This window comes from Variovorax sp. ZS18.2.2 (assembly GCF_024701975.1).
Taxonomy (GTDB): Bacteria; Pseudomonadota; Gammaproteobacteria; order Burkholderiales; family Burkholderiaceae_C; genus Variovorax.
This window is the reverse complement of record NZ_JANLNM010000001.1, coordinates 900,823-915,304: the sequence shown is the minus strand read 5'-3', so window position 1 is coordinate 915,304 and position 14,482 is coordinate 900,823. Positions and strand designations below refer to the sequence as shown.

Here is a 14,482-nt window from a genome sequence, read left to right as displayed (position 1 = left end):
GGGAAAATCAGATGGCAAGAGGCGCGACGCGGTTGCGCAGCGCACGCACCGCGCTGTACACGGTCAACGCCGAGGTCTTGGGATTGGCCGCGAGCGGCTTGTTGCGCATGGTCAGCTCGAAGCTGCCGAAGGCGCCCTCGGCTTCGACGGTGTGCACGTTCTCGGCGGTGGCGGGGTCGGCGATCAGGCGCACCTGCGTCTTGTCGAGCCCGAGCCCCGCGAGCGAGACGGTGGCCGCGACGTTGGCGTTCTTCGGATAGAGCAGTGCCGCTTCGCGCGCGCTGCCCTCGAAGATCACGGTGGCTTCGGCCAGCGCGTCGAGGTCGCGGCCCTGTTCGGCCGGCGTGCCCTTCCAGGCCTTCGGGGGCTTCCGGCCGGTGTAGCGCACGCTGTCGAGGCCACCGATGCGGGCCGCGGCGAGCGCATCGATCCCGCCGATGGCGCCGGGGATCAGCTGCACCTGCGTGCGGCCGGCGATGGCGGCGGCTTCGAGCTTTTCAGCAAGACCCGCGGCCGACAGCGCACCGACCGAGGCGACCACGCAGGGCGTGCCGCGCGCGAGCGCCGGCAGCACATGCTCTTCGATGGCTGCGTGTCCGGCCGTCTCGACCACGAGGTCGATGCCCGCGACAGGCACCGCACTCAGCACCTGTGCGCCCGGCACCGCCTTCTGTGCGGCGGCCACGCCTTCGATGGGCACGACGATGACCGTCACCCGCAGGGCCTGGTCGCCCCGCAGCAGTTCGAGCACCGCGGTGCCGATGGCGCCGCAGCCGATGAGAGCGATGCGTGTGATGGCGGTCATGGAAGTAGCTCCGTTCGCTCTCACTGCGCCGTGCCGAGCGCGGGAATCTGCGTGACCGTGTTGGTCGGCGGGCCGGCGAAGCTGGTCTTGAAGCCGCCGATCGACAGCATGTCGATCTCCAACAGGAACGGGCCGTCGGTGGACAGCGCTTGGTCCAGACGCGCCGGCAGGTCGGCCAGGTCCTTCACTCGGGCGTGCGGCAGCGCGATCGACTTGCACAGCAGGTCGTAGTCGGGCGTGTGCAGCTCGGCGTAGCACTGGCGGCCGCCGTACTGCGCATCCTGGATGTTCTTGATGACGCCGTAGCTCTTGTCGTTCATGAGCACGATCACCATCGGCGCCTTCTCCTGCACCATGCAGGCCAGTTCGCCCAGGTTCAGGATGAAGCCGCCGTCGCCGGCCAGGCAGAAGGTCTTGCGGCCCGAGCCGGTCACAGCCGCGCCGATGGCTGCACCAATCGCCATCGGCATGCCCTGCCCGATGCCGCCGCCCGTGGCATGCACGCCGGCGCTGGGCTCGAAGACGCGCAGCTCGCGGTTGCCCCAGGTGCTGTTGGAGACGGTCACGTCGCGCACCCAGTTGAACTGGCGGCCCGCCACCGACTGGAGCCGTCGCACGAGTTCGGCATACGGGCCGAGGCCGTCGCGCAGCGTGGCCACCGCCTGGTCGTGCGCGGCGCGCAGGTCGACCAGCAGTTGCGCATCGGCCTTGTAGCCGGCGGCTTCGAGGCGATCGGCCAGGCCTTCGAGGGCCAGCGCCGAATCGCCGCAGACGAAAGCCTCGGAGGCATAGCAGCGGCCTTCGGCTGCGGCATCGGCGTCGATGCGGTACAGCGGGCGCGGCAGCTTCAGTTCGTACTTGAGCGTTTCGTTGCCGCGCAGGCGCGAGCCGACCACGAGCATCGCGTCACAGGTCTGATAGAAGGCCTCGACCGGCTTCTGGATGTTGTAGGCGCCGAGCGAGCCGGCGTCGTCCTCGGGCACGGTGCCGCGGCCCTGCGTGGTGGTGACCACGCCGAAGCCCAGCTTCTGCAGGCGCTGGATCGCCGAACGGGCGTGGCGGGCACCGCCGCCGATCCACAGCAACGGGCGCTTCGCTGACTTGAGGCGCGCGGCCAGCGCATCGAGACCGGCGGCCGAGGGCACGGGGCGCTCGATGGGCAGCGGCGACAGGTCGGCCGGCATAGTGGTGAGCGCCGACTGGATGTCGATCGGAATCTCCACGCTCACGGGGCCGGTCGGCGCCGTCAGCGCGAGCTGCACCGCGCGCTTGAGCGTGCCCAGCACCGTCTCGACGCTGCGCACGCGCAGGGCCGCCTTCGACACCGCCTTGAGCATGGTGAGCTGGTCGGGCGCCTCATGGATGTACGACATGCCCTTGTCGAGGTACGGCGTCTCGATCTGCCCGGTGATGTGCAGCACCGGCGCACCGGCCGTCAGCGCCTCGACCAGGCTGCCCGCGATGTTGCCCGCGGCCGGGCCGGTGCTGGTGATGCACACGCCCAGGCTGGCGGTGGAGCGCGCATAGGCGTCGGCCATGTTGCCCGCGCCCGCCTCGCCGCGCGAGGAGACAAAGCGGATGGTGCCGCGCTGCGCGAACGCATCGAGGATCGGCATGTTGTGGATCGAGATCACACCGAAGGCTGCCTTGACGCCGCACTGTTCGAGAAAGGCCGCGACGACCGCGCCGACCGTGACCATGTTGTTGTTGGGTTTATGCATGGCGCGAGTGGCCTCCGGAGATATCGATGTGACTGCCCGTCGTGTACGACGCGAGGGGCGAAGCGAGGAAAAGGATCGCGCGCGCGGCTTCGGTCGGAAGCCCCAGGCGACCCAGCGGGATGTGTTTGGTCTTCGCGAGCTGGGTGCTCCAGGCGGCCCAGTCCTGCGACTTGTCTTCGCGCGCCTCGAAGCGGCGGCGCCACTGGTCGGACTCGACCAATCCGATCAGGATGCCGTTGACGCGCACGCCCTGCGGCGCGAACTCGGTGGCCATCGAGCGCACGAGGTTCAGCAGGCCCGCGCGCGCGGCCGAGGTGGCGACCATGTGCGGCTCGGGCTGTCGTGCGAGCAGCGAGTTGGCGCAGACGATGGCGGCATCGCCGAGCACGCCGCGTTGAGCCGCGAGCTGCGGCAGGAAGGCGCGCGTGGGATGGATGACGGAGAAGAACTTCAGGTGGAGTTCTTCCATCCACGCTGCGTCGTCGGTATCGGCGAAGGTGGAGACACGGCCCTGCCCCGCGTTGTTGACGAGCATCGAGGCCGGGCCGAGCGCTGCTTCGCTGGCGACGGCGAAGGCTTTGACCGCGGCGCCATCGAGCACGTCGCAAGGCTGAGCGAAGAGCTTCGCGTTGGGGAACTGCGCGCGCAGCCCGGCCACCGCACGGTCCAGGCGCTCGGCGTTGCGGCCGCACAGCGCGACCGCAGCGCCGCTCGCGAGCAGCAGCTCGACGGTCGCGAGGCCGATGCCCGAGGAACCGCCCGTGACCACCGCCACACGGCCTGCCAGTGCATCGGCGGCAAAGAAATGAGAAGGTGCCTGCATCGTCATATCCGTCACTTCTTCATGCGCTGCGAAGCGGCACCACCTTGTTGCTGCGCGCGGGCGAATAGTTCAAGAGACCCGATATCTCTTCCGCGGTGCTGCGCACGCGCAGCACCATCTCGTCCATGCGGTTCTCCTCGATGTGGCCCGAGGTGATGGTCGCGCCCAGCGCCGCCACGATGTGGCCGCTGTGGTCGCGCACCGGCGCTGCGATGGTGGAGATGTTCGATTCGAAAAATCCCTCGCCCAGCACGTAGCCACGCGAGCGGTCGGCCTGCACCATGTCGAAGAGTTCGTTCACGGTCTTGGGTGTGCTCGGGGAGAAGGTCTCCAGCTTGTCTTCAGGGTAGAGCGCGCGCAGTTGCGGCAGCGTGAGGTCTTCCAGCAGCACGCGGCCGAGCACCGTGGCATGGGCCGGCAGGCGCGTGCCCACGGTCACCGAACTGGCGAAGGGCGTCGGCGGCGCGACCTTGGCGACATAGACGATCGAACGACCGTCGCGCACCACCAGGTTGCAGGGCGTGCGCAGCTCGTCGCACAGGCGGTTGAGCAGCGGCGTGCCCAGCTGCGTGAGTTCCAGCGAGGCGAGGTATTCGAAGCCCAGGCGCAGCACCGCGAGGCCGAGACGGTAGTCGCGCCCGCCCTCGGCGCGCTCCAGAAAGCCCATGTTCTCCAGCGTGGTGAGCAGGCGGAACACGGTCGAGCGCGGCAGGTCGAAGCGGCGCGCCAGCTCGGGCGCGGAAAGCGTGCGGTTCTCGCGGCTGAACTCGCACAGCACGCGCAGGCCGCGCTCCAGCGCGGGCACGTTGTAGCGGTCGGCGCCCTCTTCCATCACTTCGTTGTCGTTGGTGGCCATGGTGATTCGTTGTTCCCTTTGGTTGTTCTTTGGTGGTCCGGCTCAGGCAGCGAGGGCTTCGCGCAGCAGCGCAGCGACAGGCTCGGGCCGCTCCACATAGCTGGCGTGCCCGGCGCCTTCGATGGGTTCGAGCGTCACCCCGCAGCCGCGCGCGACATCGGCGCAGGCCTCGGGTGTGGTGACGACATCGAGCGTGCCACAGGCAACGCGCGCCGGCATCGCGGGCGGCAGGTCGGCGATGAGGTCGCCGTGGCACAGCAGCTCGACGGCCTGGCGGTAGCCGCCCTCGTTCAGCCGCGCCATGTTCCAGCGCACCCACTGACGCGCGAGTTCGCTGGCGGTATCGGAGACGAGGCGGCCCGCGCGCTTCGCTGCCATCCCGGCGATGCCTAGTTCGTCGAGCGTGGCAAGGCGTTCGGTGCGCACCTTGGCGCGGGCTTCGGCGCGCGACGGTGCGCCGTAGCCGGCAGCCGGGCTGATGAGCACGAGGCGGCGGATGCGCGAAGCCAGGGCCGAGCCGTCGCGCGCGGCCGATGCGGCGGTGAGCGCGCCGAGTGAATGACCCACAAGTACGCACGACTGAATGTCGAGTGCGTCGAGCAAGGCGTGCAGGCGTTCTGCGTAATCTGCGGCGGATGGCGCGACGGGCGCGAGCGGCGTCGACGCACCGTAGCCCGGCGCATCCCACGCGATCACGCGGGCCTGCGGCGCGAGCAGCATCGCGACCTTGAGCCACGAGGCCGCACCCGAGCCGATGCCATGCAGGCACACGATGGCCGGGCCCGCGCCGCATTCGCGCACCGACACCACCGCACCGCCGCCGACCGGCACGTCGCGTGCAGGGAAACGGGCGTCCAGCAGCGCCAGCTCGGAAGCGGGCAGCGCCAATGCGTCGGTAGCCATCGCGTCGCTCATCCGGTCCTCAGCGCTTGATCTTCGCGAGCGGGTGATCGGCCGGGTACGTCGGCGTGATCGGCTTCTTCGCACCGAGCATCACGCACATCAGCGCGTCTTCATCACCGACGTTGATCTCCTCGCGGTACACGCCGGGCGGCACCGAGATGAGGTCGCGGTCGGTCATGATGGTCTCGAAGCGCTCGCCGTCTTTCTCGATCACGACCTTGAGCTTGCCGCGGATGAGGAAGAACACTTCCTCCACATCGGTGTGCAGGTGCGGCGGGCCTTCGTGGCCGGCCGGGATCACCATGGTCGAGAAGGTGAAGTGCTCCGAAGGCACGGTGTTCACGTCCTTCGCGACGCCGGTGCCGCCGGTGCCCACGTAGCGCATCTGCGCGCGGCGGAACTTGGGGTCGAAGTCGGCCTGGAACTTCAGCGCATCCCAGTCGTACTTGCGGGTTTCATAACGCGCGATGCGGGTGTTCATCCACTCGGCCAGGCTCGTGCCTTCGGGCTGCGCCAGCGTCGTGCCAGCGGCCTCGTTGATCTTCTGTTGTTCGGACAAATCGCTCATGGGTTTACTCCTTCGTCGGAAAAATTCAGTCAGTGCATCGCGAAGCCGCCGTTGACGGCCAACAGCTGGCCCGTCACGAACCGCGAGAGGCCGGACAAGAGGTACAGCGTGGCGCCGCAGACATCGGCCGCCTGCTGCTCGCGCGGGATGGCGCGGCCTTCGAGGTATTTCTGGTGGCGCGCCATCGGCACGTACTCGGTCGCCTCGACCAGCGTGAGGCCCGGCGCCACGGCGTTGACGGTGATGTTGTCGCCGCCCCATTCGCGCGCCAGCGAGCGCGTCATGGCAATGACGGCGCCCTTGCTCGATGCGTAGGCCAGCAGGTTGGGGGCGCCCCAGAGCGCGGTGTCGGAGGCGAGGTTGACGACCGCGCCGCGGCCGCTCTCGGCCAGTGCGTTGCGGCAGGCGCGGCCCATGAGCCAGGTGCCGCGCACATTGACGTTCATCACGCGGTCCCACATCTCGATCTCGAGCTGGTGCGCATCGCGGCCACCCGAGTTGGTGATGGCGGCGTTGTTGACCAGGCCGTCGAGCCCGCCGAGCAAACGGATCGCTTCGCCAGCGCAGGCGTCGATGGAAGCCGGGTCCGACAGGTCGACGGTGAGCGCATGCGCCTTGCGGCCTGCATCGCGCAGAACCTTCGCTTCGGTTTCGGCCAGTTCGCCGAGGATGTCGGCCAGCACCACGCTCGCGCCCGCCGCGGCGATGCACTGCGCGAACGCGAGGCCCAGGCCCCGAGCGCCGCCGGTCACGAGCACGCGGCGTCCCGTCAGCAGGTTCGCGGGCAGTTCGGCCAAGAGTGACTGCAGGCTCGACGGATCGGGAATGGCTTTGAGTTCAGACATGGCGTGTTCAGTCGTTCAGTCGGCCTGGATGCCGAGCTCCTTGATGACCTTGCCGAAGCGCGCGTAGTCGGCCGCATTGGTCTTGCCGAGCACGTCGGCGTCGCCCCCCACCGGCGTGGTGCCGAGCACGGCCATGCGCGCGGCGATGTCGGGCATCTTGAGGATTTCGTTGAAGTGGCTGTTGAGCGTCTTCACGATCTCGGGGGGCAGATTGCGCGGGCCCCAGAGGCCGTTCCAGGCGACCACCTCGACGTCCTTGTAGCCAAGCTCGGCGAGCGTTGGCACGTTGGGCGCGAGGGGCGAGCGCTGGGCCGATGCCACGGCCAGCGGCTTCAACTTGCCGTTGGCGAAGTACGGCGCCACCGGGCCGAGCGTGATGAAGGTGACGGGCACATGGCCGCCCAGCACGTCGTTGACCGCGGGCGCCACGCCCTTGTAGGGTACGTGCGCGAGGTTCGCGCCGGATGCGCGGGCGAACATCTCGCCCAGGATGTGCATCGGCGAGCCGCTGCCCGGGCTCGCGTACGAGAGCGACTTGCCGGCGCCCTTGGCCGCGGCGACCGCGTCCTTCAGGCTGGCGAAACCGCTGCCGGCGCTCGCCACCAGGAACAGCGGCTGGCTGCCGGTCTGCACGATCGGCGTGAAGCCGGCGAGCACGTCGTAGCCCGAGGCGCCGTTGGTCTTGAGCACCAGCTGCGCAATCGAGAAGGTGCTGGGCGCGAGCAGCAGCGTGTAGCCATCGGGCGCCGCCTTCGACACGTAGCCGCTGCCGATGATGCCGCTGGCGCCCGGGCGGTTGTCGACCACCACCGGCTGCGCCACCCGCGCCGAGAGCTTCTCGGCGAAGAGCCGCGCCAGCGCGTCGGTGTCGCCGCCCGCCGGATAGGCGACGACCAGCGTGATCGGCTTGGCGGGGTAGCCCTCGGCCCAGGCAAGGCTGGTGGCGCAAACGCCGGCCACGGAAATGGCGGCTGCGATGGCAAGGCGGCGTGTGTGTTTCATGGGTCCGTCGTGGTTCGCGTTTTGTTTCATTAGAGAAACAATGATTTATTAATGGAACGCACGAAGGATAGTCACGAAGACAACTTCGTGACTAAGTAGAAACCCTATCTATCGCAACCCAACGTAAACAGGGCGGACCTTTCGGACCGCCCTGCTTCGGGGAGTCGGTGTCGCGCTGCTAGCCGCCGTAGCGCGCCACGGTCAGGCCTTCCATGTCGATCTCGGGCGCCTTGCCGGCGATGAGGTCGGCCATCACGCGGCCGGTGCCGGCCGCCATGGTCCAGCCGAGCGTGCCATGGCCGGTGCTCAGCATCAGGTTGGGAATGCGCGTGGCGCCGATCACCGGCGTGCCGTCGGGCGTCATTGGGCGGAGGCCCGTCCAGAAGGAGGCGTCGCGCACATTGCCGCCCTTCGGAAAGAGATCGGTCACGACGTGTTCGAGCGTGTCGCGCCGGCGCGGGTTGAGCGCCAGATCAAAGCCCGAGAGCTGCGCCGTGCCGCCCACGCGGATGCGGTCGCCCAGGCGGGTGACGGCCACCTTGAAGGTCTCGTCCATCACGGTGGATTCGGGTGCGCCGCCCGCATCGGTGATCGGCACGGTGATCGAGAAGCCCTTGACCGGGTACACCGGCAGGTCGATGCCCAGCGGCTTGACCAGCGCGGGCGAGTAGCTACCGAGCGCGACCACATAGCGGTCGGCGGTGAAGCTACCCTGGTCGGTGCGCACCGCGGTCACGCCCTTGGCGGCATCGTGCTCGATGGCCTGGATGTTCACGCCGAACTTGAAAGTGACGCCCGCGGCTTCCGCCAGCTTGGCCAGCGCCTGCGTGAACTTGAAGCAGTCGCCGGTCTCGTCGCCCGGCAGGCGCAGGCCGCCGACGAACTTCTCCTTCACCGCCGCGAGCGCGGGCTCGTACGGCAGACAGCCGTCACGGTCGAGCACCTGGTAGGGCACGCCGGAAGCCTTGAGCACTTCGACGTCTTTCGCGGTGCCGTCGAGCTGCTGCTGCGTGCGAAAAAGCTGTAGCGTGCCCTGCATGCGCTCGTCGTACTGGATGCCCGTGTCGGCGCGCAAAGCCTTCAGGCAATCGCGGCTGTATTCGGCAAGGCGCACCATGCGGCTCTTGTTGAGTTCGTAGCGCGCCTGGGTGCAGTTGCGCAGCATCGAGAGGCCCCAGCGCCACATCGCCGGATCGAGCATGGGCTTGACGACCAGCGGGCTGTGCTGCATCAGCATCCACTTGATCGCCTTCACCGGAACGCCGGGGCCGGCCCAGGGCGCCGAGTAGCCGGGCGAGACCTCGCCCGCGTTGCCGAAGCTGGTTTCGAGCGCGGGGGCCGGTTGGCGCTCCAGCACCGTCACCTCATGGCCGGCGCGTGCCAGGTAGTACGCCACCGAGGTGCCGATGACACCGCTGCCGAGAATCAGGACCTGCATGAAAACTCCCTCTTTCGTGATGGCCGCAACGGCCCGAGGGTACAGGCTAAGCGCTACAGGCCGAGAGCGTCCTGCAATTGGCGTGCCGGCCAACGCTCCGGCCGCTGCGGCCAAGCTTCGAGCAGCGCGACCATGCGCGCATTGCGCGGCGCGCTCAGCCCGTGTTCCTGCGCGAGGCGCACGACCTCGCCGCTGAGCGCATCGATCTCCGTGCGGCGGCCGAGCGCGAGGTCGTCGGCCATGCTGGAGCGCGCCTTGGCATCGATGCGCAGCATGCGCGCCGCGACGATGCGAAAGAGCCAGTCGGGCAAGCGCAGCAGGCCGGGCAGTCGCTGCGCCGGCACGGCCGCCACCTGCGCGGGCACGATGCCGCTCACACCGAGCACGCCAAGCGTTTCGTCGATGAGCGCCGCGAAGCACTGGCGGTAGCCGCGATGCATCAGCTCCTCGCGCAGCGGCAGGCCCGAGAGCGCGTTGACCGGGTTGTTGAGGTTCAGCAGCAGCTTGCCCCACTGCACCGGCAGCAGGTCGGCATGCACATCGAGCGGCACGCCGGCGCGTTCGAACACGGGCAGCCAGGGGCGCAGCGCCGCATCGTCCTTCGCGGCGAGCCGGCCGGGCGTGCCGCGATGGAAGGCGCCCTCGCCGATCTCGGCGACGTTGTAGGGCACCATGCCCGGCAGCACGTTGAGCGACGGGCCGGCCTGCGATGCGGCGGCGCTGTTGGAGATGCCGTTCTGCAGCGAGACGACCGTGGTGCCCGCGGGCAGCGAGAACGCCAGTTCGCGCGCAGCTTCGGCGGTGGCGCCGCTCTTCACGCAAAGCAGCACCAGCGCAGGCTTTGCACCGGCGGGCACCTGCTCGCACAGGCGCAGCGCCGAAGGCAGGATGTGATGCTTCGCGCCGTCGAGGTCGCTGAGCGAGAGGCCGTGGTCCGCGAGCTTCTTGAGCACGCGGGGCCGTCCGACGAAAGTGACGGGCACGCCCGCCGCGGCGAGCCGGCCGCCGATGTAGCAGCCGATGGTGCCCGCGCCCATCACGAGCACTTCGCCTCGCAATGCGTCTGTCATCTCAGTTTTCCATCACGCTGCGCGTGAGCCACGACGCATGAAACTGCCGTGATTCAGTCGGGAGACACCGCGGAACCGGCTTTGCCGGGCCGCCAGTGTCGCCCCCTGAAAGGGGGTTGGCGAAGCGACACGAAGTGCGCGAAGACTGGGGGTAAGTTTCATCCTAGACGCGTTCCGCGACCCAGCCCTGAACCGACTTCAGCGCGGCAGGCACGCCCGCCGCATCGGTGCCGCCGGCCATGGCCATGTCGGCCTTGCCGCCGCCCTTGCCGCCGACCTGCTGCGCCACGAAGTTGACCAGCTCGCCGGCCTTGGCCTTGCCCACGGTGTCGGCGGTGACGCCGGCCGCGATCTGCACCTTGTCGCCGTCGACGGCGGCCAGCACGATGATGGCGGTCTTGAGCTTGTCCTTGAGCTTGTCCATGGTGTCGCGCAGCGTCTTGGCGTCGGCGCCGTCCAGCTTGGCGGCGAGCACCTTGATGCCGTTGATATCCACGGCCTGAGCAATGAGCTCGTCGCCCTTGGACGATGCGAGCTTGCCCTTGAGCGAACCCACTTCGCGCTCCAGCGCCCTCACCTGTTCGAGCACCTGCGTGAGCCGGCCCTGCAGCTCGGCGGTCGGCGACTTGAGCGTGGCGGCCACGCTCTGCACGGTCGATTCGAGGTCCTGCAGGTAGGTGAGCGCGTTGGCGCCCGTGACGGCCTCGATGCGACGCACGCCGGCGGCCACGCCGCCTTCGCTGACAATCTTGAAGAGGCCGATGTCGCCGGTGCGGCCGACATGCGTGCCGCCGCACAGTTCGCGGCTGGTGCCGATGTCGAGCACGCGCACGGTCTCGCCGTACTTCTCGCCGAACAGCATCATCGCGCCGGTCTTCTGGGCCGATTCCATGTCCATCACACGCGCCTGCGTGGCGACGTTGGCCAGCACTTCGGCGTTCACGCGCTTCTCGATCTCCAGGATCTGGTCACGCGTGACGGGTGCGTTGTGCGCGAAGTCGAAGCGCGTCTTGTCGGCATCGACCAGCGAGCCCTTCTGCTGCACGTGGTCGCCGAGCACTTCGCGCAGGGCCTTGTGCATCAGGTGGGTGACCGAGTGATTGCGCATGGTCGCGTTGCGGCGCTCGCCGTCGACCGCGGCCTTGACCGCGTCGCCGACCTTGAGCGTGCCCTGGGTCTGCGTGCCGTGGTGGCCGAACACGTCGGCCTTGATTTTTTGCGTGTCGTCGACGCCGAACTGCACGCCTTCGGCGCTGAGCACGCCCTGGTCGCCGACCTGGCCGCCGCTCTCTGCATAGAAAGGCGTGGTGTCGAGCACGACGATGCCGGGCTGGCCTTCCTTCAGCTCGTTGACAGCAGCGCCTTCGAAGTACAGCGCGACGACCTTGGCGCTTTCTTCGAGGTGTTCGTAGCCGGTGAAGGTGTTGCCTGCGCCGGTGTATTCGACCTTGCGCTTCTGCTGGAAATTACTTCCACCCCGGCCCTTCTCCTTCTGCGCCTCCATTTCCGCCCAGAAGCCGGCCTCGTCGACCGCAACTCCGCGTTCACGACAAACGTCTTGCGTCAGATCAAGCGGAAAACCGAAGGTGTCATGCAGTGTGAAAGCCACCTTACCCGACAACGTTTTCACGCCTTCGTGCAACTCGCCTTCGAGGATAGCCATGCCGTTGGCAATGGTTCGGAAGAAGCCTTCTTCTTCGACCTTCAAAGTCTCGGTGATCTTTTTCTCGTCGGCCACGAGCTTGGGATACGCGTCGCCCATCAGCTTCACGAGGTCGGGCACCAGCTTGTGGAAGAAGGGTTTCTTCTGGCCCAGCTTGTAGCCGTGGCGGATCGCGCGGCGAATGATGCGGCGCTGCACGTAGCCGCGGCCTTCGTTGGACGGGATCACACCGTCGGCCACCAGGAACGAAGTGGCGCGGATGTGGTCGGCGATCACACGCAGCGAGTTGTTGCCCAGGTCTTTCTCGCCCGTCTCGCGTGCTGCGGCCTTGATGAGCGCATCGAAGATGTCGATTTCGTAGTTGCTGTGCACGTGCTGCAGGATCGCGGCCAGGCGCTCCAGGCCCATGCCGGTGTCGACGCAAGGTGCGGGCAGCTTCTTGACCGAGCCGTCGGGCTGCATGTCGAACTGCATGAACACGTTGTTCCAGATCTCGATGTAGCGGTCGCCGTCTTCATCGGGGCTGCCGGGCGGGCCGCCGGGGATCTCGGGGCCGTGGTCGTAGAAGATCTCGGAGCACGGGCCGCAGGGGCCCGTGTCGGCCATCATCCAGAAGTTGTCGGACATGTAGCGGCCGCCCTTGTTGTCGCCGATGCGCACGACGCGCTCGGGCGGCAGGCCGATTTCCTTGGTCCAGATGTCGTAGGCCTCGTCATCCTCGATGTAGACGGTGGCCCAGAGTTTTTCGGCCGGGAGCTTGTAGACCTTGGTCAGGAGTTCGAAGGCCCAGGTGAGCGATTCGCGCTTGAAGTAGTCGCCGAAGCTCCAGTTGCCCAGCATCTCGAAGAAGGTGTGATGGCGGGCGGTGTAGCCCACGTTCTCGAGGTCGTTGTGCTTGCCGCCGGCGCGAAGGCACGCCTGGACCGAGGCGGCGCGCACGTAGTTGCGCTTGTCTTCGCCGAGGAACACGTCCTTGAACTGGACCATGCCCGAGTTGGTGAACATGAGGGTCGGGTCGTTGCCCGGCACCAGCGAGCTGGAGGGCACCACCGTGTGGCCCTTGGAGGCAAAGAAATCGAGAAAGGTCTTGCGGATGTCCGCGACCGTGATTGTGGGCTGGCTCATCTTTGGATTTCGTCTTCTGTCGAGGGCGGCCTGGCGATGGCGACCTCTCGTCGAAACCACTGCGTCGAGCCGACCTAACTGCTTGATTTGCTTGAACAAACGATTATAGGTTTGCCCATGGCGCCCGGGCCGCCCCGGGGCCAACGGCGCGATCGGGGCGCCGCGGCTAATATGCACCCTGGCGCCCGCGCGGCCGAACCAAACGCGGCGAGCCCCGTCCTATTCATATGCACAACATGAATCAAGGAGTCCGCATGGCAGGTCTTGAGGCCGAACACTGGAAGATCGAGGACCTCGATTTCTCGCGCATCGCGCTCGACAAGGTGCGTCCGGACGAGAACCTTTTCTATCTCGTGACCTCCGCCTCGTTCATCGAAAGCGGCTCGGACCTGTACACGCACAACCTGGTCGATTTCTTCCGCGGCGACGACGAAGTCACCGAATGGCTCTCCAACCACTGGGAGCCCGAGGAGCTTCAGCACGGCCAGGCCCTGCGCTCCTATGTGCGCCACGTGTGGCCCGAATTCGAGTGGGACACGGCCTACCGCGGCTTTCTGGAGGAATACGCGACCTACTGCAAGGTCGAGCTGCTGGCCCCGACCCGTGCCCTGGAGATGACCGCGCGCTGCGTGGTCGAGACCGGCACCGCCACCTACTACCGCGCCATGGCCCGCGCCACCGACGAGCCCGTGCTCCACGACCTGGCCACCCGCATCGCGACCGACGAGGTCAACCACTACAAGCACTTCTACCGGTTCTTTCGCCGCTATCGCGAGCAGGAAAAACTCAGCCGCTTCCGCGTGGTCGGCACCATCGGCCGGCGCACGCTGGAACTCAAGAGCGAGGACGCGGACTGCGCGATCCGCCACGTCGTGAAGGCCCGGGCGCCCCATCGCGCCGACGACACGGCCTATGTGCAGCAGCTGAGCGCGCGCATGAACAGCACCATCCGCACCAACCTGAGCGCCGGCAGCACGCTCAAGATGCTGATGCGGCCGCTGGAGCTGCCGGCCCGGGTGCAGACGGTGATCCAGTACCCGATCAAGCAGTTCATGCAGCACGTGTTCCTGCGCTAGCTGCGATGCCTCACGGTTTCAAGCGCCGCTGAAGCGGCGCAGCGCGCGGTGACCGAGCCGGGTGAGTTCGGTGACTGTTGCCACCGGCACGCCGGGGCCTGCGGAGCGTGTCTGTGGAAGCACAGCCTTTACGCAGCCCTCCTGCAGCAGGGCCTGCACAGCGGCAATGCCCTGCGCGCCTGCGACAGTGGCGGGCAATCGCTGCGTGGAGAGGTAGTGCAACAACGTGTGGCGCATCTTCTTGAATCCTGGACGCTTGATGAGATGCGTGGGCGCGGAAAAAGAAATCTTGACGACCTTCAGCCTCGAGGAACCACTCGATGAGCGGGTGCAAAAGCGGATGCAGAAGCGACCTCTACCAACGCCGGAAGACCGTCAAGATTCAGTATCGTTCTCCAACCTTAAGCCGGGCTGAAAACCGGTTGCCCGCCCCGCAATCAAGGTAACAAGATTAGTGAGACGCCGGGTCGCTCGCCAGTGCCGAAAGTCATCCGCAATCGACTTTCTCGACGGGTTCTTCCAGGCTCCTCACAAGTGCTGCGCGACGATCACCACGGCACCGGCCAGCGAGATGGCCCCACCAATGA

At 67.4% G+C, this 14,482-nt stretch carries 13 protein-coding genes; 1 reads left to right on the top strand and 12 read right to left on the bottom strand.

Features of this window, described 5'->3' with window-relative positions; all coding sequences use genetic code 11:
- Positions 1–7 precede the first annotated feature (7 nt).
- The 11 genes from NU688_RS04415 to alaS form a co-directional block, all read right to left on the bottom strand.
- The gene (locus tag NU688_RS04415; RefSeq protein WP_374684614.1) at positions 8–805 is read right to left on the bottom strand and encodes an aspartate dehydrogenase; all 798 of its coding nucleotides are present in this window, start codon (positions 803–805) and stop codon (positions 8–10) included.
- Positions 806–825: 20 nt separating this feature from the next.
- On the bottom strand, positions 826–2,526 hold the full coding sequence (locus tag NU688_RS04410) for a thiamine pyrophosphate-binding protein (RefSeq protein WP_257859316.1): 1,701 nt from the start codon (positions 2,524–2,526) through the stop codon (positions 826–828).
- Positions 2,519–3,355 carry an SDR family oxidoreductase gene (locus tag NU688_RS04405; RefSeq protein WP_257859315.1) on the bottom strand — a complete coding sequence of 279 codons (837 nt, stop codon included), beginning with the start codon at positions 3,353–3,355 and terminating at the stop codon, positions 2,519–2,521. Before NU688_RS04405 ends, NU688_RS04410 begins: the two co-directional genes overlap by 8 nt.
- A gap of 13 nt (positions 3,356–3,368) precedes the next feature.
- Entirely contained in the window at positions 3,369–4,205 is an 837-nt protein-coding gene (locus tag NU688_RS04400; protein ID WP_257859314.1) for an IclR family transcriptional regulator, read from the bottom strand.
- A gap of 42 nt (positions 4,206–4,247) precedes the next feature.
- Positions 4,248–5,120: an alpha/beta fold hydrolase gene (locus NU688_RS04395; protein ID WP_257859313.1), complete on the bottom strand. Its 873-nt coding sequence runs from the start codon at positions 5,118–5,120 to the stop codon at positions 4,248–4,250.
- 7 nt (positions 5,121–5,127) lie between these two features.
- Positions 5,128–5,676, bottom strand: a complete 549-nt coding sequence (locus NU688_RS04390; protein ID WP_257859312.1) for a cupin domain-containing protein — start codon at positions 5,674–5,676, stop codon at positions 5,128–5,130.
- 29 nt (positions 5,677–5,705) lie between these two features.
- Entirely contained in the window at positions 5,706–6,521 is an 816-nt protein-coding gene (locus tag NU688_RS04385) for an SDR family oxidoreductase (RefSeq protein ID WP_257859311.1), read from the bottom strand.
- Positions 6,522–6,536: 15 nt separating this feature from the next.
- Entirely contained in the window at positions 6,537–7,523 is a 987-nt protein-coding gene (locus NU688_RS04380) for a tripartite tricarboxylate transporter substrate binding protein (protein WP_257859310.1), read from the bottom strand.
- A gap of 178 nt (positions 7,524–7,701) precedes the next feature.
- Entirely contained in the window at positions 7,702–8,961 is a 1,260-nt protein-coding gene (locus NU688_RS04375; RefSeq protein ID WP_257859309.1) for a D-amino acid dehydrogenase, read from the bottom strand.
- A 53-nt stretch (positions 8,962–9,014) separates the two neighbouring features.
- A complete protein-coding gene (locus NU688_RS04370) occupies positions 9,015–10,031 on the bottom strand; it encodes a 2-dehydropantoate 2-reductase (protein ID WP_257859308.1) in 1,017 nt (338 codons plus the stop codon).
- Positions 10,032–10,194: 163 nt separating this feature from the next.
- Positions 10,195–12,819 carry an alanine--tRNA ligase gene (alaS, locus tag NU688_RS04365; RefSeq protein ID WP_257859307.1) on the bottom strand — a complete coding sequence of 875 codons (2,625 nt, stop codon included), beginning with the start codon at positions 12,817–12,819 and terminating at the stop codon, positions 10,195–10,197.
- 254 nt (positions 12,820–13,073) lie between these two features.
- On the opposite strand from alaS, the gene NU688_RS04360 reads away from it, so the two are divergent.
- Positions 13,074–13,895 (top strand): ferritin-like domain-containing protein, encoded by an 822-nt coding sequence (locus NU688_RS04360; RefSeq protein WP_257859306.1) that lies wholly within the window; start codon positions 13,074–13,076, stop codon positions 13,893–13,895.
- An 18-nt stretch (positions 13,896–13,913) separates the two neighbouring features.
- On the opposite strand, the gene NU688_RS04355 is transcribed toward NU688_RS04360, so the two are convergent.
- A complete protein-coding gene (locus NU688_RS04355; RefSeq protein WP_257859305.1) occupies positions 13,914–14,132 on the bottom strand; it encodes a hypothetical protein in 219 nt (72 codons plus the stop codon).
- Between the last annotated feature and the right edge of the window lie 350 nt (positions 14,133–14,482).